18 protein-coding genes and 1 riboswitch are annotated in these 20,969 nt (G+C 72.1%); of the genes, 7 read left to right on the top strand and 11 right to left on the bottom strand.

What is annotated here, in order from left to right; translation table 11 throughout:
• Nucleotides 1–85 precede the first annotated feature (85 nt).
• A riboswitch (cyclic di-AMP (ydaO/yuaA leader) is annotated at nucleotides 86–241 on the bottom strand.
• A 157-nt stretch (nucleotides 242–398) separates the two neighbouring features.
• Nucleotides 399–677, bottom strand: a complete 279-nt coding sequence (locus tag LX15_RS19045) for a hypothetical protein (RefSeq protein WP_253671030.1) — start codon at nucleotides 675–677, stop codon at nucleotides 399–401.
• A 696-nt stretch (nucleotides 678–1,373) separates the two neighbouring features.
• On the bottom strand, nucleotides 1,374–2,822 hold the full coding sequence (locus tag LX15_RS19040) for an NYN domain-containing protein (protein WP_253670969.1): 1,449 nt from the start codon (nucleotides 2,820–2,822) through the stop codon (nucleotides 1,374–1,376).
• A gap of 88 nt (nucleotides 2,823–2,910) precedes the next feature.
• Here LX15_RS19040 and LX15_RS19035 point away from each other — a divergent pair, with 88 nt between their 5' ends.
• Complete coding sequence (locus LX15_RS19035) at nucleotides 2,911–4,626, top strand: DEDD exonuclease domain-containing protein (protein ID WP_253670968.1); 1,716 nt, start codon at nucleotides 2,911–2,913, stop codon at nucleotides 4,624–4,626.
• A 96-nt stretch (nucleotides 4,627–4,722) separates the two neighbouring features.
• The gene (locus LX15_RS19030; RefSeq protein WP_253670967.1) at nucleotides 4,723–5,010 is read left to right on the top strand and encodes an Lrp/AsnC family transcriptional regulator; all 288 of its coding nucleotides are present in this window, start codon (nucleotides 4,723–4,725) and stop codon (nucleotides 5,008–5,010) included.
• Nucleotides 5,011–5,676: 666 nt separating this feature from the next.
• Here LX15_RS19030 and qcrB read toward each other — a convergent pair.
• From qcrB to ctaE, 4 genes are read right to left on the bottom strand one after another with little or no spacing between them, the layout of a single operon-like run.
• Nucleotides 5,677–7,341, bottom strand: a complete 1,665-nt coding sequence (gene qcrB, locus LX15_RS19025; protein WP_301304866.1) for a cytochrome bc1 complex cytochrome b subunit — start codon at nucleotides 7,339–7,341, stop codon at nucleotides 5,677–5,679.
• Nucleotides 7,338–8,456: a cytochrome bc1 complex Rieske iron-sulfur subunit gene (qcrA, locus tag LX15_RS19020; RefSeq protein ID WP_253670966.1), complete on the bottom strand. Its 1,119-nt coding sequence runs from the start codon at nucleotides 8,454–8,456 to the stop codon at nucleotides 7,338–7,340. The genes qcrB and qcrA overlap by 4 nt, the downstream gene beginning before the upstream one ends.
• The gene (gene qcrC, locus LX15_RS19015) at nucleotides 8,453–9,259 is read right to left on the bottom strand and encodes a cytochrome bc1 complex diheme cytochrome c subunit (protein ID WP_253670965.1); all 807 of its coding nucleotides are present in this window, start codon (nucleotides 9,257–9,259) and stop codon (nucleotides 8,453–8,455) included. The genes qcrA and qcrC overlap by 4 nt, the downstream gene beginning before the upstream one ends.
• 51 nt (nucleotides 9,260–9,310) lie before the next feature.
• Nucleotides 9,311–9,922 (bottom strand): aa3-type cytochrome oxidase subunit III, encoded by a 612-nt coding sequence (gene ctaE, locus LX15_RS19010; RefSeq protein ID WP_253670964.1) that lies wholly within the window; start codon nucleotides 9,920–9,922, stop codon nucleotides 9,311–9,313.
• A 123-nt stretch (nucleotides 9,923–10,045) separates the two neighbouring features.
• On the opposite strand from ctaE, the gene LX15_RS19005 reads away from it, so the two are divergent.
• The 3 genes from LX15_RS19005 to trpD are packed head-to-tail and all read left to right on the top strand — an operon-like array spanning nucleotide 10,046 to nucleotide 12,174.
• On the top strand, nucleotides 10,046–10,618 hold the full coding sequence (locus LX15_RS19005) for a hypothetical protein (RefSeq protein WP_372502756.1): 573 nt from the start codon (nucleotides 10,046–10,048) through the stop codon (nucleotides 10,616–10,618).
• A 38-nt stretch (nucleotides 10,619–10,656) separates the two neighbouring features.
• Entirely contained in the window at nucleotides 10,657–11,067 is a 411-nt protein-coding gene (locus LX15_RS19000) for a response regulator (protein ID WP_253670963.1), read from the top strand.
• 9 nt (nucleotides 11,068–11,076) lie between these two features.
• Nucleotides 11,077–12,174 carry an anthranilate phosphoribosyltransferase gene (gene trpD / locus LX15_RS18995; RefSeq protein ID WP_253670962.1) on the top strand — a complete coding sequence of 366 codons (1,098 nt, stop codon included), beginning with the start codon at nucleotides 11,077–11,079 and terminating at the stop codon, nucleotides 12,172–12,174.
• A gap of 179 nt (nucleotides 12,175–12,353) precedes the next feature.
• On the opposite strand, the gene LX15_RS18990 is transcribed toward trpD, so the two are convergent.
• The gene (locus LX15_RS18990) at nucleotides 12,354–13,310 is read right to left on the bottom strand and encodes a GlxA family transcriptional regulator (RefSeq protein ID WP_253671022.1); all 957 of its coding nucleotides are present in this window, start codon (nucleotides 13,308–13,310) and stop codon (nucleotides 12,354–12,356) included.
• A 94-nt stretch (nucleotides 13,311–13,404) separates the two neighbouring features.
• On the opposite strand from LX15_RS18990, the gene LX15_RS18985 reads away from it, so the two are divergent.
• On the top strand, nucleotides 13,405–14,454 hold the full coding sequence (locus LX15_RS18985; RefSeq protein WP_372502754.1) for a DMT family transporter: 1,050 nt from the start codon (nucleotides 13,405–13,407) through the stop codon (nucleotides 14,452–14,454).
• 136 nt (nucleotides 14,455–14,590) lie between these two features.
• Here the strand turns inward: LX15_RS18985 and LX15_RS18980 are convergent, their stop codons facing one another.
• Both LX15_RS18980 and ctaC read right to left on the bottom strand, forming a co-directional pair.
• Nucleotides 14,591–14,989, bottom strand: coding sequence for a cytochrome c oxidase subunit 4 (locus LX15_RS18980; RefSeq protein ID WP_253670961.1), 399 nt, complete (start codon nucleotides 14,987–14,989; stop codon nucleotides 14,591–14,593).
• A 53-nt stretch (nucleotides 14,990–15,042) separates the two neighbouring features.
• Nucleotides 15,043–15,969, bottom strand: a complete 927-nt coding sequence (ctaC, locus tag LX15_RS18975) for an aa3-type cytochrome oxidase subunit II (RefSeq protein WP_253670960.1) — start codon at nucleotides 15,967–15,969, stop codon at nucleotides 15,043–15,045.
• 344 nt (nucleotides 15,970–16,313) lie between these two features.
• On the opposite strand from ctaC, the gene asnB reads away from it, so the two are divergent.
• On the top strand, nucleotides 16,314–18,230 hold the full coding sequence (asnB, locus tag LX15_RS18970; RefSeq protein ID WP_253670959.1) for an asparagine synthase (glutamine-hydrolyzing): 1,917 nt from the start codon (nucleotides 16,314–16,316) through the stop codon (nucleotides 18,228–18,230).
• 545 nt (nucleotides 18,231–18,775) lie between these two features.
• On the opposite strand, the gene LX15_RS18965 is transcribed toward asnB, so the two are convergent.
• Nucleotides 18,776–19,711, bottom strand: a complete 936-nt coding sequence (locus LX15_RS18965; RefSeq protein WP_253671020.1) for a carbohydrate kinase family protein — start codon at nucleotides 19,709–19,711, stop codon at nucleotides 18,776–18,778.
• Between the two features lie 682 nt (nucleotides 19,712–20,393).
• A complete protein-coding gene (locus LX15_RS18960; protein WP_253670958.1) occupies nucleotides 20,394–20,762 on the bottom strand; it encodes a HesB/IscA family protein in 369 nt (122 codons plus the stop codon).
• Between the last annotated feature and the right edge of the window lie 207 nt (nucleotides 20,763–20,969).

Here is a 20,969-nt window from a genome sequence, read left to right as displayed (position 1 = left end):
TCGCTGCGGCCGCCACTGCCGTGGCCGTCAGCGCCCCGCGCAAGGTGCGCTTCAGTCGTTGCGACGCCACGTCGCGCGTAACTCCTTCGTCCTCGGCAACCGCCTACCGGGTTAGCTGACGGGTTCGGGCCGGACGCGCCCTACCAGCAGGACGTGGTCCACACGCCCGGACCGGATTCACCCCTGCGGGTTTGGGTCCCCGGTTCGGCTCCCCGACTAGCCGATTCGGCGGCGACCTGCGTCGTCGACCACCATGATCGACGTTCCTGCGCAAGGTCTCGGCTAGGTTACGAAAAGTGAGCCTCCCCGTCCACCACCGGGGGGTGAAAAATCGTGAAAACGTGCACAAGGCCTCGTTCGGCGTACCCGCGACTCCGCAGCGTGTAGGGTGCGAGCGCTCAGCTCACCTGCTGTTGTGACCGTTCGGCGCTTCCGGCCGACCGTTCGGCGCTTCGTCGGTGACAGTCCGACGATGCCCCGATCTCGCCCCCCGAACGGGCGATCAACCGAAGGCGGCGCGACTTCCCCACAGGTATGGGAATGTCGGCGCTCCGGCCCGGCCCCCGATCCTCCCGGACCTCCACGTCCGCGCCGGGCGGCGCGCCGAGCAGCAGGCTGATCACGCAGTCCTGGCAGGCGTCCCCGCGCACCACGCACCTGTCGCAGTCGACGATCACCGCTGACTCCTCTCCACCCCGGGGCGGCCCGGGCGGCGTCGGCACGGACCGGGCCAACCTATCGCACACCAGTTCGAACCGCGAGCGTCGCGAGTCCCCTGACGTGGTCATTTCCTTCACGTGAGAGGCGACGGGAGCGTTGCCCGGCCTGCTCTGAGTTCGTTCCGAGTTCGTTCCGAGCAGAGGTCTTCACGATCCGTCGACCCAACGCCGAGCAAGAGCTGAACCGGGGTGCGCGAAAGGCACGCGTCGCTTGTGCGGCCATGCCCCGGGGGCGGGTTGTCGCGAGGACGCCCTGGTGAGGATGTCGCAGCGTGCAACGTCTGCCGTCCACTTTCGGGCACGCACTGATGGCTCACCCGCTTCGCGATCTCCATCGAGCGCTGGGCAAATAGGGCTTGGGCGCAGGTTCTCCCCAGTTGTCCACAGTCACCCGATTTCCTCCACAGGGTTGGTGCGACCGCTGGGTCGGCGGGGTGATCGGCGGTAGGCTGGAGCGGGGCTCGCCCCCCAGGGCGGGTGGGGGCTGTGCTGGGGGGAGATCACGAAGCTGGGGCGGGGCGCCGAAGGGTCGAGGGCGTCAACCGCTTGTTTTCCAAGCCTTTCCGAGTCGGTCCACGAGGTCGCCCCCGAAGTGTGTCCACAAAGGACAGAGTCGGGCGCGGCGCTCCCGCGCGTGCTTCGGTTGGCCTGCGGTCAGACGCGGCCCAGTCGGGCGAGCAGCACCGACGACGGGACGGGGTGCGCTCCCCGACGCCGGACGGAGTCCGCCACGGCGCGGTCGGAGGTGACCACCACGACCGGCCGCCCCTCCGGTTCCGCCGTCACCAGGGCGCGGATCACGTCGTCCGCCAACACCCCGGGATCGCTGAACAACACCCGCACCCCGCGCGGGCTCGCCGACGGCACGGCCACGACCCCGGCGCCGTCGAACACCACGGTGACCTCCGCGCCGGTCCTGGCGGCCAGGGCGGCGAGCTGGTTCACCAGGCGGTCCCGCTGGTCGGCGAGTGTCAACTCCGGATAGCCCGTCTTGGTCACGTTGTAGCCGTCGACCACCAGGTGCACCGACGGCAACGCGAGCAACCGATCCAACGCGGCGGGGTCCTCCACCCGGCCCACCGCGCCTTGTGGCGTCGTGGCTCCCCGCACCAGGTCCGCGGGACGCGGTCCGCTGCCGCCCAGCGCCAGCTCCCGGCGGAGCCCGGTGACCGCGCCCGCCAACGTGTCCACGAGCAACGCCAACCGCACCTCGTCGGCCTGCCGGGCCTCCCGCGCCGCCTGCCGGGCCACCTCGGCGTCGGCCTCGGCCCTGGCGGCCCTGGCCCGCTCGGCCTCGGCCCGCTCCCGCTCGCGGTCCCGCTCCGCGGCCAACGCCCGCTCGGTCGCCGCCGCCACCGCCGCGGCCCGCTCCAGGTCCGCCCTGGCCGCCGCGGCCTCGTCCCTGGCCTGGCGCAGCCGCACGCCCTGCTCCCGCAGCCGCCGGCGCAGCCGCTCCAGCTCGGCCTCGCCCTCGTCCCGCACCCGCTGCACGGCGCCCCGCGCCTCGGCGAGTTCGGCCCGCAACCGCTCCACCTCGGCCGTGAGCTTGTCCGCCCGCGCCACCGCCGCGTCCCGTTCCGCGCGCAGTTGCGCGTCCTCGGCGCGGCGCGCGACCACCGCGACGTGGTCGCGGACGGCGCGGTCGCCGAGCAACATCCCGGCGGCCGCGGCCGACACGGGATCGTCCACGGTGGTGTCCACCATCTCCGGCCGGTGTTCCCTGGCCCACTCCACGACCGCGACCCGGAACGCCGAGGAGTCCCGCAACGCGTTCAGGAGCGGTCCGGCTCCCAGCCGCGCGCGCTTGGCCGGCGCGAACCGCGCGACCGGCCGCACGGACGCCGGGACGTCCGCCCGCGCCATGCCTCCCACGGCGGCCGCCGCGATCTCGGCCAGCCTGACCCGCACGGCCTCGGGCAACCCCGCCCAGTCCACCGCGAGCGCCTCCGCCGGCTCCTCCTCGCCCCGCGCGGTGGGCGGGCGCTCCCCAGCGTCGGTCGCCGGGCCGTCCGCGTCGGCGGCAGTGGCGAACGCACTGTCCTCGCGGGACGGCCCGGTGCTCTCCGCCGGCAGCGACGAGCCGGGCTCCGGTGACTGGGGCATCACCCTCCCAGGCTAGTGCGCGCTGACCTGGCCGAGCGATCCGGCGAGCACGGGGCCGTCGGTGGGCCCGCCTAGGGTGTGGCACGCCATGGACCCGCTCCCCTCCGCCGCCCAGCTCTCGTTCGACGAACTCGGCTCGCCGCTGCGCGAGACCACCTTCGTCGTGGTGGACCTGGAGACCACGGGCGGGCGCGCGGACGAGGACGCGATCACCGAGATCGGCGCGGTGAAGGTGCGGGGCGGCGAGGTGCTCGGCGAGTTCGGCACGCTGGTCGACCCGGGGCGCGGCATCCCGCCGACGATCGTCGCGTTGACCGGGATCACGCAGGCGATGGTCGCCGACGCTCCCCGGATGGACACGGTCCTGCCGGCGTTCCTGGAGTTCGCCGCCGGTTCGGTGCTGGTCGCGCACAACGCGGGCTTCGACGTGACCTTCCTGCGCGCAGCGTGTGAACGATTCGGTTACCCGTGGCCGAAACCGCAGGTGCTGTGCACGCTCAAGCTGGCCCGCCGCGTGCTGACCAGGGACGAGGCGCCGAGTTGTCGCCTGGCCGCGCTGGCGGAGCTGTTCCAGGCCTCGACCCGGCCCGTGCACCGCGCGCTCGATGACGCCCGCGCCACAGTGGACGTGCTGCACGGTCTGCTGGAACGGGTCGGCCCGTTGGGCGTGCACTCGCTGGAGGAGTTGCTCGCCTTCCTCCCCGAGGTCACCCCCGCGCAGCGGCGCAAACGGCAGTTGGCGGCGCACCTGCCGAACTCCCCCGGCGTCTACCTCTTTCGCGGTCCCCGCGAGGAGGTGCTGTACGTGGGGACGGCGTCCGACCTGCGACGCCGGGTGCGCCAGTACTTCACGGCCGGCGAGACCCGGCGCCGCGTCCGGGAGATGGTGGGCATCGCCGAGCGCGTCGACGCCGTCGAGTGCGCGCACTCGCTGGAGGCCGAGGTGCGTGAGCTCCGACTGCTCGCCGCGCACCAGCCCCGGTACAACCGCCGGTCGAAGTTCCCGCACCGCGCCTGGTGGGTCGTGCTGACCGACGAGGCGTTCCCCCGGCTCTCCGTCGTGCGTGAGCCCCGTGAGACCGCCCTGGGGCCGTTCTCCTCGCGGAACGCCGCGCAGGAGGCCGTGGAGGCGTTGCAGGACGTGGTTCCCGTGCGCCGCTGCACCCTGCGGATCTCCCCGAGGCGCCCCGACGGCCGACCCTGCGCGCTCGCCGAGATCGGCCGGTGCGGCGCGCCGTGCGCCGGTCGGCAGACGGTCGAGGAGTACTCGCCCGCCGTTCGGCTGCTGACGGAGTTGCTGGCCGGCCGGTCCGACGAACCTCTGGTGCGATTGCGGCGCCAGGTCGAACAGCTCGCCGAGGACGAGCGCTTCGAGGACGCCGGCGCGCGCAGGGACCGGCTCGTCGGCCTGCTGCGGGCGCTGATCCGGGGCCAGCGCCTGGCGGCGGTGGCGGCGGTGCCCGAGCTGGTCGCGGCCCGGCCGGACGGGGACGGCGGGTGGGAGCTGGCGGTCGTCCGCCACGGCAGGCTCGCCGCGGCCGGGGTGGCGCGCCGGGGCGTGCCGCCGATGCCCGTGGTCGACGCGCTCCAGGCCGGCGCCGAGACGGTGCTCCCGGGCCCGGGGCCGTTGCGCGGTGCCTCGGCCGACGAGGTCGCGGTGGTCCGCCGCTGGCTCGTCCGGCCGGGCACCCGGTTGGTGCGGTGCGCCGAGCCCTGGCGCGAGCCGGTGCGGGGCGCCGCCTCCTGGCACGCGTGGCTCGCCATGGCCTCGGCCGGCGCCGCCGGGTACGCGGCAGCCGACTGAGCCGGCCGCCACCGGTGCGTCAACGAGCCGCTCCGGTCTAGGATCGCCGCACCAGAGGTTCCGCCAACCGGACACCGCCGTCCCAGGAGGTCCCAGGTGATCAACGCGATCGTGCTGATCCACGCCGCCGCCGACCGCATCCCGGAGACGGCGCAGGCGATCGCGGACATCGAGGGGGTCACCGAGGTCTACTCGTGCGCGGGTGACGTCGACCTCATCGCGCTGGTGCGGGTCGCCGAGCACGAGGAGCTCGCCGCCCTGGTGCCCGGCCGGATCAGCAAGGTTCCCGGCGTGATGGGCACCGACACGCACATCGCCTTCCGCTCCTACTCGCGGCGCGACACCGAGGCGACGTTCGCCATCGGTCTGGACGACGCCGACTAGTCCGCCTCGGGCAGGAATTCCCGCCGCGCCGGTCCTGTCCGGTTCCTGTTGCGCGGTCCGGGGTTTCTGCGCTGACTGCCGCCGAGCGCGGCGCGGCGACGACTGGGTGCGGGGCCACAAGGCAGATAGCCAGCTCGACGGGGCGGCTCGAAAGATCAACAGGTGAGTGCGGCGCGCTGCGGCGTGCCCTCGCCGTGTGTTGTCTATTCCTGTGTGGTCTAGGGGTGGAACCCCCCCATTTCCACCATCGCACGCAGGTCTGACAGAACAGGGACGTGTGCTTCGCCCGTTGGGATGGGAGACGGCGAGAACCCTCCCGTCAGGGGACGTGCCCTCGCGCGCCCAACGACGTCTGTCCTTTGTGGACTCCGTCACGGCGCGGGAAGCCGAAGGCCCGCTCCCAGTTCCATTCGCACCAGCAGCCGGCCCTGAACGACCCGTCAGAGACGCCGAGCCGCCCGCGCGCGGCGGCGCACCCTCACACCCTCAGCGAGCGGCCTTCACCGTCCCAGCTCCTTCCAGGGCCGCCAGAAGCCTGAGACCGGGAACCAGTGCCCAGGAGGCACAGGACCACAGCGGACGCCGCGACGTGGCCGGAGAAAGCACGGGGGCCCGGAACCGCCGTGGCGGTTCCGGGCCCCCGTCGTGACGTGACAGCGGTGCCGGTCAGTGCTGGGACTCGGAGGTCAGCTCCTTGTGCCCGACCGGGGGCTCCACACCCTCGGCGCCCAGGCGCTCCTTGCCGGCCTCCTGCTCGTGCCGGGCGCGGTCCAGCGCCACGGTCTCCTCCGGCGGGTCGGGGCGCAGGAAGCTGCCCCGCACCGGGTGACCGGCCGAACCGAGCTTGTTCATCTTCTTCGGCACCGAGGCGCCCTGGTACTCCAGCGGGATCGCGTGGCCGTGCTCGTCCACGCCGCCCAGCGGCTGGTGCACCTCGATGAACTCACCGTGCGGCAGGCGCTTGATGATGCCGGTCTCGATGCCGTGCTCCAGCACCTCGCGGTCCGACCGCTGGAGGCCGATGCACACGCGGTACGTGAAGTAGTACGCGATCGGCGGCAGCAGGAGCAGGCCGATGCGGCCGGCCCAGGTCATCGCGTTCAGCGAGATGTTGAACTTGTCCGCGATGATGTCGTTGAACGCCGACACCATGCCGACGCCGATGAAGGCGATGGCCATCATGCCCAGGCCGGTGCGGACCGGGACGTCGCGCGGCCGCTGGAGCAGGTTGTGGTGCGCGGTGTCCTTGGTGAGCTTCCGCTCGATCGCCGGGTAGGCCAACGCCATCACGAAGACGAACGTCATGCCGCCGACGGCCGGGAAGAAGGTCGCCGGGATCATCCAGTTGCCGAGGTAGACCTCCCACGCCGGCCACAGCCGCAGGAAGCCGTCCGACCAGGCCACGTACCAGTCGGGCTGGGTCGCCGCGGACACCTGGGCCGCGTTGTACGGGCCGATGTTCCAGATCGGGTTGATCTGGAACAGACCCGCCATCAGCACCAGCACGCCGAGGGTGACGAAGAAGAACGCGCCCGCCTTGGCGGCGAAGACCGGCATGATCCGGACGCCGACGACGTTGGTCTCCTTGCGGCCCACGCCGGGGAACTGGGTGTGCTTCTGGTACCAGACGATCGCCAGGTGCGCCGCCACCAGCGCCAGGATGATGCCCGGCAGCAGCAGGATGTGCACCGTGTAGAGCCGCGGGATGATCTCGGTGCCCGGGAACTCGCCGCCGAACAGCGCCCAGTGCACCCAGGTGCCCAGGACCGGCACGGACAGCACGATGCCGGACATGATCCGCAGACCGGTGCCGGACAGCAGGTCGTCGGGCAGCGAGTAGCCGGTGAAGCCCTCGAACATGCCGACGATGAACAGCAGCACGCCGATCAGCCAGTTGATCTCACGCGGCTTGCGGAACGCGCCGGTGAAGAACACGCGGAACATGTGCGCGACGAGCGAGGCCATGAACAGCAGCGCCGCCCAGTGGTGGAGCTGCCGCGCGAACAGGCCGCCCCGCACCTCGAACGAGATGTGCAGCGAGGACTCGAACGCCCGCGACATGTGCACGCCGCGCAGGTTGTCGAACGGGCCCTGGTACTGGACCTCGGCCATCGACGGGTCGAAGAACAGCGTCAGGTAGATGCCCGACAGCAGCAGGACGACGAAGCTGTACAGGGCGATCTCGCCCAGCATGAACGACCAGTGCGTCGGGAACACCTTGTTGAACTGCCGACGCAGCCCCGCCGCCATGCGGAAGCGCTCGTCCGCCTCCCTCGCGGCGTTGACCACACGGCCGCCCGACGCCTTGGCAGGCGTGGTGATGGCACTCATGACTTGCGCTCCCAGAAGCCAGGACCGATCGGCTCGATGAAGTCGCCGCGGGCGACGAAGTACCCGTCCTCGTCCACCGTGATCGGAAGCTGCGGCAGCGCGCGCGTCGCAGGGCCGAACATCGGCTTGCCGTAGGTGAACACGTCGAACTGCGACTGGTGGCACGGGCACAGGAGGCGGCCCGTCTGCTGCTCGTACAGCGAGGTCGGGCAGCCGAGGTGGGTGCAGATCTTCGAGTAGGCGTAGTAGTCGCCGTAGTTGAAGTCCTCCTGGCCCTTGCGCTTGACGACCTGCTGGTTCGGCCGCAGCCGGATCAGCATGACCGGGTTGTCCGACCGGCGGAGGGCCTTGAGCAGCTTCTCCGGGTCGTTGCGCTCGGACTCACGGAACGGGAACACCGTCTCGAAGCCGCCGGCGTCGAGGTCCTCCGGCCGCACCAGCACGACCTCGTGCGGGTCGCCGGTGTCGCGACGCAGGTAGATCTTCTCGCCGTTCTCCGGCTTCCAGCCGGTGTGCCACAGCGAGTCCTTGTCGTCGGTCTTCCACGGGTCGCGGACCAGGCCGCCCAGGGTGAACAGACCGGCGCCCACGGCGAACATGCCGCCGGCGAAGCCGACCGACCGCTTGATCATCGACCGCCGGCCGAGGCCGGTGGTCGCGGCCGCGTCGCCGAGCAGCGCGCCGATGGTCTTCTGGTCGACCGCGTCGGACGGGCCGTCGTGCCGCTGCTGGACCGCGATCTCCTCGTTGAAGAAGCGCTTCGCGTGCGCCAGCACGCCGATGCCCAGGGCGAGGATGCACACGCCCAGGGTCAGGCCGAGCATCGGGGTGTAGAGCGAGTAGAGCAGCTCGCCGTCGGTGAACGGCCCCTTGTAGCGCCACGGCCAGAACAGGTAGACGCCGACGAACGCCAGGCCGGCCAGCCCGGACAGGATGAACCACGCGGCCACGCCGCGCTCCGCGCGCCGCTCGGCCCTGGTGCCCTTCACCGGCCACCGGTCGGCGTAGTGCACCAGCTCCACGCCGTCGAGGTTGGTGCCGAGCTTGACCAGGTCGTCGCGGCTCATGTCGGCGAGCTCTGCCTCGCCGGGCAGGTCCTTGCGCTGCTCGCTCATGCCTTGCTCCCGATCCACAGGGTCACGCCGACCAGCGCGGCGATGCCCACGATCCACGCGATCAGGCCCTCGGGGCCAGGACCGTAGCCGCCCAGGGCGTTGCCGCCCGGGTTGTTGCGGCCGTCGGTGACCGACTTGACGTAGGCGATGATGTCCTTCTTCTCCTCCGGCGAGAGCTGCCGGTCGGAGAACTTCGGCATGTTCTGCGGGCCGGTCAGCATGGCCGTGTAGAGCTGGTCCTCGGTCACGCCGTCCAGCGTCGGGGCGAACTTGCCGGAGGACAGCGCGCCGCCGCGGCCGGTGAAGTTGTGGCAGGAGGCGCAGTTCAGGCGGAACAGCTCGCCGCCGCGCGCCGGGTCGGCGCCGCGCAGCGCCTCGCCGCGCTCCTCGGGGCGCGCGGGGCCGCCGCCCCGGGACTGCACGAACGCGACGAGCGCGTCGATCTCCTCCGGGTTGAACTTGGCCGGCTTGCGCTCGGCCTGCGCCTCCTGGCGGACCATGGGCATCCGGCCGGAGGAGACCTGGAAGTAGACCGCGGCGCCGCCGACGCCGATCAGGCTCGTGCCCCGGTCCTTCTCGCCCTGGAGGTTCGCGCCGTGGCAGCTGATGCAGGACGTGTTGTAGATCTGCTCACCCTGCCGGATCAGCGCGGGGTCCTCGGCAGCGTTGGCCATCTGCGGCTGCGGGGTGAACACGGCGTACAGCGCGCCCGCGCTGAGCAACGCGATGCCCAGCGCGAGCAGGCCGGCGACCCGCCGCCGCAGCTTTGAGCGCGGGCGGGTCCGTTGCTTGTTGGTGGTCATGGTGTGCGGCAACCCTTGCTGGTCGAGTTCGGGCTCGGACGCGCCGAGGGCTCAGGGAACCAGGTAGATGGTGGCGAACAGGCCGATCCACACGATGTCGACGAAGTGCCAGTAGTACGACACGACGATCGCGGCGGTGGCCTGGGCCGGCGTGAACTTGCTCAGCTTCGTCCGGACGAGCAGGTACACGAACGCGATGAGGCCGCCGATGACGTGCAGGCCGTGGAACCCAGTGGTCAGGTAGAACACCGTGCCGTAGGCCGACGAGGAGATCGTCGTCCCGTGGTGGGTGACCATCTGGTAGTACTCGCCAGCCTGGCCGGCCACGAAGATGAGGCCGAGCACCAGCGTGATCGTGTACCAGAGCCGCAGCCCGAAGACGTCACCCTGCTCCGCCTTGAACACGCCCCACTGGCAGGTGAACGAGGACGCCACCAGGATGATCGTGAACGGGAGGGCGTACGCCAGGTTCAGCTCGGTCGGCTCCGGCGGCCAGTGGCCCTCGTTCTGGGCCTTCACCGTGAAGAACATGGCGAACAGCCCGGCGAAGAACATCAGCTCGCTGGACAGCCAGACGATGGTGCCGACGCTGACCATGTTGGGCCGGTTCAGCGAGTGCACGCGCTGGCCGATGGAGGGCGCTGCCGTTGTCACGCGACGCATTATGGCTTGCGGATATCCAGGCCGCCCGGTCGGGTCCGACCGTGGCGGGTGATCGTGCGGGGCGTCACAGAGCGTGAGTGACGGAGCGGAACGGAGCGGGACACCGTGGGACTGCTGGGCCGGTTGCGGGATCGCTGGCGAGCCGGGCGATCGCCGCAGCTCGACGTCGACGACCCCGCGCTCGTGGTGGTGGTGACGGCCTTCGACGACGCCGAGGCGGCGTCGGCCGCGCTGGCCCGCGCCACGGGGTGGCGGGCCGAGGAACCCGCGGTGCTGCGGCACCACCTGACGTTGCCGGCCGGGGCGGTGGCGCGGGCGAGGGAACTGCTCGCCCAGGACGGGTGGCGGCTGGACGAGGTCCCGGAGCGGGACCGTGCCGGCGACGACGGCGACGGCCTCCCCGGACGGGGTGAGGGCCGGCCGCCGGGCGACCGTCCATCCGGGACGGACGCGGCTCCTGACCGCCCCGACCGTCCCGACCACGCGCGCGCCCGCGCGGCGGGCACGGGTGAGACGGGCGCGGGTGAGACGACAGGGGCCGCCGGGGACCTGGTCCGGTTGGTCGCGGTGCGCGTGCAGAAGCTGGACGCGCTCCACTGCGCCCAGGAGCGGTCGCGCATGGCCAGCCTGGCGCAACGGCTCGGCGGCGACGCCAGTGGCTGGGACGCACTACAACTCCCCGGTGCGGACCGATAGCATCCAACGGCCCGACAGCCCAGAGCGGGAGGCGCCGTATGAGCACGGAGACGCTGACGATCCTGGTGTTCAGCCACCGGCCCGAGGTGCGTGAGGCGATCATCACCGCCGTGGGGCGGCGCCCGGCCGCCGATCTCGGCAGGGTGCGCTACGTCGAGGCCGCGACGATCGCCGAGGTGCTGGGCGTCGTCGACGCCGGCGGGGTCGACCTGGCGATCCTGGACGGCGAGGCGCAGCCCACCGGGGGCATGGGGCTGTCCCGCCAGCTCAAGAACGAGCTGGCGGACTGCCCTCCGATCGTGGTGGCGGTGCGGCGCGCGGACGACCGGTGGCTGGCCACCTGGTCGCAGGCCGACGCCGTGATCGTGCACCCCCTTGACCCGCTGGCCGCCGCCGAGACCGTGGCCGAGGTGCTGCGGTCGCACCGGTCGCCAGCCCTGCGCGGCTGAGGCGGCGACATGGCTGACCGGACGTCCCCAGCGGCCCGCTCCACCACCGGGGGAAGGACGCCCGCCAGGGGCTGGTCCTCGTTGCTGGGCCGGCTCGTGAACGGGGAGGACCTCTCCTCGGCGGACACCGCGTGGGCGATGGACCAGGTGATGTCCGGGGTGGCCACGCCAGCCCAGGTCGCCGGGTTCGCGGTCGCGCTGCGGGCCAAGGGCGAGACCGCGGACGAGGTCGGCGGCATGGCCGCCGCGATGCTGCGGCACGCCCGCCGGGTGGAGCTGGACGTCCGCGCGGTGGACGTCGTCGGCACCGGCGGCGACCGCGCGGGCACCGTGAACATCTCCACGATGGCCGCCCTGGTGGCCGCGGCGGCCGGCGCCCCCGTGGTCAAGCACGGCAACCGCGCCGCCTCGTCCAAGTGCGGGACGGCGGACGTGCTGGAGGCGCTGGGCGTGGCGATCGACCTCCCGCCGGAGGGCGTGCGCCGCTGCGTCGACGAGCTGGGCATCGGGTTCTGTTTCGCGCCGGTCTTCCACCCCGCGATGCGGCACGCGGCGGGGCCGCGCCGCGAGCTGGGCATCCCCACGGCGTTCAACTTCCTCGGCCCACTGACCAACCCGGCCGGGGCCGAGGTCGGCCTGATCGGGTGCGCCGACACCCGGATGGCGCCGGTGATGGCCGAGGTGTTCGCGTCCAGGGGCGCGAGCGTGCTCCTGGTGCGCGGCGACGACGGGCTGGACGAGATCACCACGACCAGCACGACCACCGCGTGGGTGGTGCGGGACGGCGAGGTGCGGCGGGCGGTCGTCGACGCCGCGGACCTCGGCGTGGCCCCGGCCGACCCCGAGGACCTGCTCGGCGGGGACGCCGAGGTGAACGCCGAGGTGGTGCGGGAGCTGGTGGCCGGCAAGCCGGGGCCGGTCAGGGACGCCGTGCTGCTCAACGCGGCGGGCGCGCTGGCGGCGCACCGGGGTTTCGGCGAGGACCTGACCGAGGACCTGCGGGCGGGGCTCGACCGGGCCGCCGAGGCGGTCGACTCCGGCGCGGCGGCGACCCTGCTCGACCGGTGGGCCTCGGTGTCCACCAGGCTGCGCGCCGAACTCGGCTGAGCGGCACTCGTCCCGCACGTCCTCCTTCCCGCGAACACGGGCTCCTTTCCGTGAACACGGCCGGCGACGTGCGGCTGGGCCCTTCATCGCACTTCTGGCTCACTTCTGGCCCGTTTCGCTTCTGGCGGCTCCCATGACCCAGGGCGGCCCTGGGTGTCGGACCACCCCGCCGCGGGCCGTCAGGACGCGATCTGGAAGGCCCTGCGGTACGCGCTGGGGCTCGTGCCGAGTCTCCGCGCGAACTGGTGGCGCAGGGATGCCGCCGAGCCGTAGCCGCACGTGACCGCGATCTCGTCCAGCGTCAGCGCGGTGCGCTCCAGCAGCCGCATCGCGCGTTCCAGCCGCCGCTGGGTGAGCCAGCGATGCGGGGTGGTGCCGGTGGCGGCGGTGAACCGCCGGAGGAAGGTCCGCTCCCCCAGCCCGGCCCTGTGGGCCAGCTCGGCCACGGTGAGCGGCTGGTCGAGGCGGCGCTCCACCCACTCCATCAGCTCGGTGAGCAGGTGGTCCTCGGTCCTGGGCAGCGGCGCTGACACGAACTGGGCCTGTCCGCCCTCGCGGTGGGGCGCGGCCACCATGCGGCGGGCCAGGGCGGACGCCGCCTCCGCCCCGCGCGTGCGGCGCACCAGGTGCAGGCACAGGTCGACGGCGGCCACGGTCCCGGCGCTGGTCACCACCGGGCCGTCGGCGACGTAGAGGGCCGAGGGGTCCAGTCGGGCGGCCGGGAAGAGCTGGCGGAACTGGGCCTCGTACACCCAGTGCGCCGTGCAGTCGCGGTCGTCGAGCAGGCCGGCGTGGCCGAGGGCGAACACCCCGGTGCAGAAGCCGGCGACCATCGCGCCGCGCTCCACGGTGTCGCGCAGCAGGGTCCGCACCTGGTCGGACGGGCCGGCGGCGCGGTCGGCGCAGATCGGGACGATGACGAGGTCGGCGGCGCCGGCGACGTCGAGGGGCGCCAGGTCCTGGAGGGTGAAGCCGGAGGAGCTGCGCACCGGTTCGGCGTTCGGCGAGCACACGGCGAACTCCCAGCCGGGGATGCCGTCGGGGCCCCGGTCGGTGCCGAACACCTCGCACGCCACGCCCAACTCGAAGGGGGACACCGCGCCCTCCAGGACGACGGCCACCCGGTCCACGCGCAGATCAGGCACGCCGCCAGCCTAGGTGTCGGAAGTTTCGCGGTCGGTGTCGTTTCCGCCCTCACGGATCGCGCGCCCGGCGGGGCACGGTGTCCGCATGACAGCGAGCACCACCGACGGGAACACACCAACGAGCACTGTCCACCTTGGACAGTCCAATGGCCAGGCCCCTGGCCAGGCCCCTGGGCAGTCCCCTGGGCGCTCCCCCGGGCACTCCCCCGCGCGCCGCGAGGGACAACCCGACGGGCAGCGCCGGGCACAGCGCGCGGCGCTGGCGCGGTGGACCGCGGCGATGGTCCTGTCGGGCACGATCGGCGTCGCCGTGACCGAGTCCGGCGCGGCCCCGTTCACCGTGGCCTTCGCCCGGTGCCTCGTCGGCGGCCTGTTGCTCGTGCTGTGGTGCGCGGCGCGGGGTTGGCTGCGGCCGGGACGGCTGCCGCTGGGCGGGCACGACCTCGGGCTGGCGGCGCTCGGCGCGGTGTTGCTGGTGGGCAACTGGGTGCTGTTGTTCGCCGCCTACGGCAGGGCGTCCTTGTCCGTGGCCACCGTCGTCTACCACACGCAGCCGTTCCTGCTGCTCGGTCTGGCGGTGGCGGTGCTCGGGGAGCGGGTCGCCCGCAGGGACCTCGGGTTCGGTGCGGTGGCCTTCTGCGGTGTGGCGTTGATCGCGCTGGGCGGGCAGGGCGTCGGCGGCGGCCGGGTCGGGCTGGACGGCGTCGCCATGGCGTTGGGCGCGGCCCTGCTGTACGCGGGTTGGGCCCTGGTGGCGAAGCGGCAGGCGCACGTCCGGCCGGAGGTGCTCGCGGCCGTCCAGTGCTGCGTGGGGGCGGTGCTGCTCGCGCCGACGCTGCTGTTCGCTCCCCTGCCGCCGCTCGGGGCGGGTTGGGGTTGGCTCGCGCTGCTCGGTGTCGTGCACACCGCGCTCATGTACGTGTTGATGTTCGCCAGCATCGGCCGGCTGTCCACGGCGACCGTGGCGGTGCTGTCGTTCCTCTACCCGGCCGTGGCGCTGGTCTTCGACGTGGTCCTGTACGGCCACCGCGTGGGGGTCGCGGAGGGCGCGGGCATGGTCGCGGTGCTCGCGGCCGCGGTCGGCCACAAGCTGCCCGCCCGGAGGACGCGAGGGAGGTCCCGCGACCGGGCGTGAGCCCACGCGATGTCAGGGTGCCCTCCGGCGGGACGCCCCGACAGTCCACAGGGGACGGCGGGACGGGGCGGACGAACGAGAGGGGCGGCACCCGAACGGGTGCCGCCCCTCTCGCGCGACTCTCGGGTCGCCGAACTCACTCGTGGCCGGGGCCCACGTGGTACTCGAACACCAGGCCGGCGACCATGATCAGGATGACGGGGACCGCGATCACGAGCATCCAGACGTGGAAGAAGGCGACCGCGACCCCGCCCAGCGCCGCGGCGGCGGCCAGGCCGACCGGCCAGTAGCTGCCGGGGCTGAAGAAGCCCAGCTCGCCCGCGCCGTCGCTGATCTCGGCGTCCGGGTTGTCCTCCGGCCGCGTCTCCACACGGCGGGCGACGAACCGGAAGTAGGTGCCGATGATCAGCGACAGGCCACCGGTGAGGGTGATCGCGGTGATGCCCACGGGCTCCTTGGCCAGGAACCCGTAGACGATCGCCGCCCCGAAGAAGAAGACCGTGATGACCTCGAAGAGCCGCGCTTCGACCTTCATGGTTGCTGTCCTCGCTCTCGCCGTCCGTCGCCGCTACGTTCTGCCGTCTGTCGTCAGCGGCCCGTGCCGGACGCTTCGCGGACGGTGCGGTTGGTGTCGAACGGCTTGGTGGTGACCGCCTGCGGGGCGCACAGCTCACCGCAGTTCATCGCGGTCAGCGCCTCCGCGGCGGTGTAGGGCTTGCCGGTCTGCGGGTTGTTCCTGGTCCGCAGGTCCATGTAGCTCTTGAACTTGTCCGGGGACAGCGCCCGCACCTCGAAGTTCATCATCGAGTGGTACGTGCCGCAGAGTTCGGCGCACCGCCCCACGAAGGAGCCCTCGCGGTCGATCGTGTTCTGGAAGACGTTGTCCTGGCTGTTCTTCTCCGGCCGGGGCAGCGTGTCCCGCTTGAAGTGCCACTGCGGCACGAAGAACGAGTGGATGACGTCCTTGGACGACAACTGGTACCGCACGACCTCGTTGGCCGGCACGACCAGCAGCGGGATCTCCTGGCTGGTGCCGACGGTCCTGACCGGGCTGCCGTCCGGCGTCTTGTAGCCCGGGTAGCTGAACTCCCAGTTCCACTTGAACGACACCACGTCGACCGTGGTGTTCGGCTCCTTCTCCTTGTCAAGGACGAAGGTCTGGGTGGTCGCCGTGAAGTAGAACAGCACGACGACGATGACCAGGGGAAGGGCGGTGTAGATGAACTCCAGCGGCAGGTTGTACTGGGTCTGCCGCGGCATCTCCTCCGACTTCTTGCGGTGGAAGACCACCGGCCAGAGGATCAGCGCCCACACGATCACGCCGACCACGAGCGCGGCGACGACCGACCAGGTCCACAGATCGCGCATCCGCTCGGCCTGCGGAGTGACGCTCTGCGGCCATCCGAAGCGCAGGACCTCCTCCGCGGAGCAGCCCGTGGCCGCCACGCCAACCAGGCCGACAAGGCCGGAGATCTTGGCCAGCCGCGCTGCCCGGGTGCCCACCTTCAGGCCCACTGCTCGACGCCTCCTCGCTGACTGATCCGCACTCCTCGCGGCGGTCGTCGGTCGATCGCCGCCGGTCCCCGTCCGTGGGCACCGACGTGCGGTGACGGCACACCGCCGGAGTCGCGGGGAAGCGTAGCCCAGCAACAGCGGCGCTACCGCTCGGGGGTGATTCACAAAGGGTGCCGTGTACATCACTCCGTCGAGTGGTTTCCCGGCGGCGCGCGCCCCGCGGCCGGTCGCACCGCCACCGGGGGCGGGAGCGCGTCGACGGGCATACTGGGCCACCAGGGAAGTGCCCGAGCCTGACGGCCGGAAGCCGACCAGGGAGACGGAACGGAAGGTGCGGTAGACGCGTGTGCGGCCTACTTGGACTGGTTAGCCCCACCACGAGCGACGCCGCGACGGCCCGGTCGGCTGTCGCCGGGGCGATGCGGTGCCAGCGGCACCGCGGGCCCGACGAGAGCGACACCTGGCACCAGAACGAGGTGGTGTTCGGGTTCAACCGGCTGGCGTTCATCGACCTGGAGCACTCGCACCAGCCGTTGCACTACGCCGACGGTCGCTACACGATCATCTTCAACGGTGAGATCTACAACTACCTGGAGCTGCGGGCCGAGCTGATCGAGAAGCACGGCGCCCAGTTCGCCACCGACGGCGACACCGAGGCGATCGTCGCCGCGTACCACTACCTGGGCCCGTCCATGGTGGGGCGGCTGCGCGGCATGTTCGCGTTCCTGATCTGGGACGCGGAGAAGCGTGTGATCTTCGGCGCGCGCGACCCGTTCGGCATCAAGCCGCTGTTCTACGCGGCCGGCCCGAACGGCGTGGCCTTCTCCAGCGAGAAGAAGAGCCTGCTGCACCTGGGCGAGGCGCTGGGGCTGAAGCCCGAGCTGGACCGCACCGCGCTCCAGCACTACATGATCCTCCAGTACGTGCCGGAGCCGGAGACCCTGCACACGGGCATCCGCCGGATCGAGTCGGGCACGTCGTTCACGGTGTCGCCGGGTGGCCACGTGGTCACCGAGCGGTACTTCTCCCCGACCTTCCGCCCGCGCCCGGTGCACGGCGACGCGGACGCCTCGCGGCTGTACCACGAGATCGCCGAGGTGCTGCGCGACTCGGTGGCCAAGCACATGCGGGCCGACGTCACCGTCGGCGCGTTCCTGTCGGGCGGCATCGACTCCAGCGCGACGGCCTGCCTGGCCAAGGAGCACAACCCCGACCTGATCGCGTTCACGACCGGCTTCGAGCGGCAGGGGTACTCGGAGGTCGACGTCGCCGCCGAGACCGCCGCCGCGATCGGCGTGAAGCACGTGGTCAAGACGGTGTCGCCGCAGGAGATGATGGACGCGCTGCCGCTCATCGTCTGGTACCTCGACGACCCGGTGGCCGACCCGTCCCTGGTGCCGCTGTACTACGTCGCGCGCGAGGCGCGGCAGTACTGCAAGGCGGTGCTGTCCGGTGAGGGCGCCGACGAGCTGTTCGGCGGCTACACGATCTACCGCGAGCCGCTGTCGCTGGCGCCGTTCGAGAAGGTCCCCGGCGCGCTGCGCCAGGTGATGGGCAAGGTGTCGGAGCGCATCCCGCACGGCGTGCGCGGCAAGGACCTGCTGCGCCGGGGGGCGTTGACGCTGGAGCAGCGGTACTACGGCAACGCCCGGATCTTCATGGAGGACGAGCTGCGGCGGGTGCTGCGCACCTACGACCCGAGGGTGACGCACCAGGACGTGACGGCGCGGCCGTACCGCGAGTCGCGCGGCTGGGACCCGGTGGCGCGGATGCAGCACGTCGACCTCTACACGTGGCTGCGTGGCGACATCCTGGTCAAGGCCGACAAGATGACCATGGCCAACTCGCTGGAGCTGCGGGTGCCGTTCCTGGACCCGGAGGTGTTCCGGGTGGCCTCGCAGATCCCGTACAACCTCAAGATCACCAAGGAGACGACGAAGTTCGCGCTCCGGCGCGCGCTGCGCGAGATCGTGCCGCCGCACGTGCTGAACCGCAAGAAGCTCGGCTTCCCCGTGCCGATCCGGCACTGGCTCAAGGACGAGATGTACGACTGGGCGCGGGACATCGTGATCCAGTCGCAGACCGACCACCTGATCGACAAGAACGCCGTGCTCCAGGTGCTGGAGGAGCACCGCACCGACGTGCGGGACCACAGCCGCCGGATCTGGGCGCTGCTGGTCTTCATGTTGTGGCACGGCATCTTCGTCGAGCGCCGGCTGCGTCCGGAGGTCCCGGAGCCGCAGTACCCGGTGAAGCTCTGACCGAGACGGCATGAGGAGGCCCGGGAGCGATCCGTCGCTCCCGGGCCTCGTCGTCTCTCGGGGTTCCTGACTCGGGCGACACCCCGGGCCACCGACATCGGCCACGAGGCGCGAGAGGCGAGAGGCGAGGGCGGCAACGGGCGGCGTGCCGCCCGTTCCGCGAGGCGAGTGTCCGCGAGGTCGGGCGTGTCCGCGGGGTCAGGCGTCCGCGGGGTCAGGTGCCCACTCCCGTCCACGGGCGCCGCCCCGCCACCGGATCTTCACCCTTCCCGCAGGTCAGCCCCCACCCGTCCCGGGGGGCGAGCCCCGCGACCAGCCTATCGGCGCGGCACGACCCGGCCAAGCGGATCATGACCGGCTGTGGACAGCTCCGGTGGGTGTGGATAACTCCCGCCCCGGACAGGTGAAGCCAGCCTGGAGCGTCAGTCCCGTGTGCTCCACTGGAGGGTTGCCCCCGACGGCACGTTCCCGGCGAGCGATCGCCGTCGCGGACGCGCCACCCCAGGCCGCTCACCGATGGTGACCGGCCCGAGGGAGGTCGGGGCTCAGGCCGGCAGGAGAGGGGCGATCTCGTCGGCCGCGGCGTCGCCGAAGGCGCCGCGGATGCGACGGAGGGCGACCTCGCGGTCGAAGGTCCACTCCTGCGGGCCGACGGTCTCCAGGACCAGCACGGCGATCAGGGAGCCGAGCTGCGCGGACCGCTCCAGGGACAGCCCGCCGACCAGGCCGGCCAGGAACCCGGAGCGGAAGCCGTCGCCCACCCCGGTCGGGTCGACCTTGGCGACCTCGGGCACCGCGGCCACGTGCAACGGCGCCACGTCACGGCCGACGATCTCCACGCCCTTCTCGCCGAGCGTGGTGACGCGCATGCCCACCCGCTCCAGCACCTGCTCCTCGGTCCAGCCGGTCTTGCGCAGCAACAGCTCCCACTCGTAGTCGTTGCTGAACAGGTAGGCCGCGCCGTCCACGAACTGGCGCACCTGCTCGCCGTCCATCCTGGCGAGCTGCTGCGAGGGGTCGACCGCGAAGGTGTAGCCGCGCTGCCGGGACTCCTCGGCGTGGCGGAGCATGGCCTCCGGGTCGTTCGGGCTGATCAGCACCAGGTCCAGGCCGCCGAACCGCTCGGCGAGCGGCTGGAGCTCGATCTGCCTGGCCTCGGCCATGGCGCCGGCGTAGAACGAGGCGATCTGGCACATCTCGTCGTCGGTGGTGCAGACGAAGCGGGCGGTGTGCGCCATCTCGGAGACGTGCACGCCGGAGCAGTCGACGCCGTGGCGCTCCAGCCAGGAGCGGTAGTCGGCGAAGTCCGCGCCGACCGCGCCGACCAGCAGGGGGCGGGCCCCGAGCACGCCCATGCCGAAGGCGATGTTGGCGCCGATGCCGCCACGCCGGACGACGAGGTCGTCGACCAGGAAGCTCAGCGAGACGCGGTCGAGCCGCTCGGCGACGAGCTGCTCGGCGAACCGCCCGGGGAAGTGCATGAGGTGGTCGGTGGCGATGCTGCCGGTGACGGCGACAGGCACGGTGTTCTCCCTCGTGGCGGTGGTCCCTGGGTGCGGTGTCCCCCCACCCTTCGGACGCGTGTTGCCCGCTCCTCGCGGGTGGGCGGATCACAGCTTCGGACAGCGCCGGAGATTACCCGCCGGCGCCGGCGACGCGGGGCGATCACCCCACACAACGTCAACTCACGCGCGCCGCTGGGCCGGATGGCCTCCCCGGGTGTCCCGGCCGCGCCACGCCGGCGAACGCCCTGGTCAGCGACGAACGGCCGATCGCGAGGAGTGGTTGGCCGGAGTGGTCGGCCCGAGGAGGTCCGCCCGGCGTCGGTGACGCACGGTGTCGGCGACGCGTGGTGTCGGCGACGCATGGCGGCCCCGGGTGGGCCGGGCCGCCCTCATGAACGCGTCAGTCCCGCGAACGCGTCAGCCGCGCGAACGCCTCAGCCCACGAACACGACCGTCCCCGTGAGCCAACAGCCCCGTGAACGCGACGGCGCCCGTGAGCCGAGGCTCACGGGCGCCGAGGGTCTTCTCACACCGAGCACGGTGCCACGGCGGTTCGCGCCGACGGCGTCACGCCGCCGCGCGCGGACCCGTGCGGACCGTGCCCGGTCGCACGCGGTCGGGTGCGACCGTCGTGCCGACCAGCGAACCGATCAGTCGATCAGTGGAACGAGTCGCCGCAGGCGCAGGAGCCCGTGGCGTTCGGGTTGTCGATGGTGAAGCCCTGCTTCTCGATGGTGTCGACGAAGTCGATCACCGCGCCCTGCACGTACGGCGCGCTCATCCTGTCCACGACGACCTTCAGGCCGCCGAAGTCGCGGAACGCGTCTCCGTCCAGGGTGCGCTCGTCGAAGAAGAGCTGGTAGCGCAGGCCGGCGCACCCGCCGGGCTGGACGGCGATGCGCAGGAACATGTCGTCCCGGCCCTCCTGCTCGAGCAGGGCCTTGGCCTTGCTCGCGGCGGCCTCGCTCAGCTCGACACCGTGGGTCGGCGCCTCGGTCGTGGTCGCCGTGGTGTTCTCGACGGTCATGGCTCTCCCTCGAGGTGTGCGCCCGTTCTCCTCGCGGCAACACCGCCGGCGGTCGGGCTTATTCCCGGGTTCTCCCGGACTGCAAGTCCCGTCCCCATGGTGGCACACCCCGAGCCCGCTCCCGACCGCTGTGACAGCCGTCCCCGCCCGCCGCCGGTCTGGTTCGTCCCGGCGGTCCTCCGAACCTCCCTCCGGCCGGGCTGACGG

This window comes from Streptoalloteichus tenebrarius, assembly GCF_024171885.1.
Lineage (GTDB): Bacteria > Actinomycetota > Actinomycetes > Mycobacteriales > Pseudonocardiaceae > Streptoalloteichus > Streptoalloteichus tenebrarius.
The sequence above is the reverse complement of the archived record's forward strand: the minus strand, read 5'-3'. Positions and strand labels throughout refer to the sequence as shown.

Bases quoted from the DNA above. Each gene is read 5' to 3' on its own strand.
- ctaE (WP_253670964.1), bottom strand. From the start codon at position 9,922: ATGCGTCGCGTGACAACGGCAGCGCCCTCCATCGGCCAGCGCGTGCAC.
- qcrC (WP_253670965.1), bottom strand. From the start codon at position 9,259: ATGACCACCAACAAGCAACGGACCCGCCCGCGCTCAAAGCTGCGGCGG.
- LX15_RS18985 (WP_372502754.1), top strand. From the start codon at position 13,405: ATGACAGCGAGCACCACCGACGGGAACACACCAACGAGCACTGTCCAC.
- LX15_RS19035 (WP_253670968.1), top strand. From the start codon at position 2,911: ATGGACCCGCTCCCCTCCGCCGCCCAGCTCTCGTTCGACGAACTCGGC.
- LX15_RS19000 (WP_253670963.1), top strand. From the start codon at position 10,657: ATGAGCACGGAGACGCTGACGATCCTGGTGTTCAGCCACCGGCCCGAG.
- LX15_RS18980 (WP_253670961.1), bottom strand. From the start codon at position 14,989: ATGAAGGTCGAAGCGCGGCTCTTCGAGGTCATCACGGTCTTCTTCTTC.
- LX15_RS18960 (WP_253670958.1), bottom strand. From the start codon at position 20,762: ATGACCGTCGAGAACACCACGGCGACCACGACCGAGGCGCCGACCCAC.
- trpD (WP_253670962.1), top strand. From the start codon at position 11,077: ATGGCTGACCGGACGTCCCCAGCGGCCCGCTCCACCACCGGGGGAAGG.
- LX15_RS18965 (WP_253671020.1), bottom strand. From the start codon at position 19,711: ATGCACTTCCCCGGGCGGTTCGCCGAGCAGCTCGTCGCCGAGCGGCTC.
- LX15_RS19040 (WP_253670969.1), bottom strand. From the start codon at position 2,822: ATGCCCCAGTCACCGGAGCCCGGCTCGTCGCTGCCGGCGGAGAGCACC.
- qcrA (WP_253670966.1), bottom strand. From the start codon at position 8,456: ATGAGCGAGCAGCGCAAGGACCTGCCCGGCGAGGCAGAGCTCGCCGAC.
- qcrB (WP_301304866.1), bottom strand. From the start codon at position 7,341: ATGAGTGCCATCACCACGCCTGCCAAGGCGTCGGGCGGCCGTGTGGTC.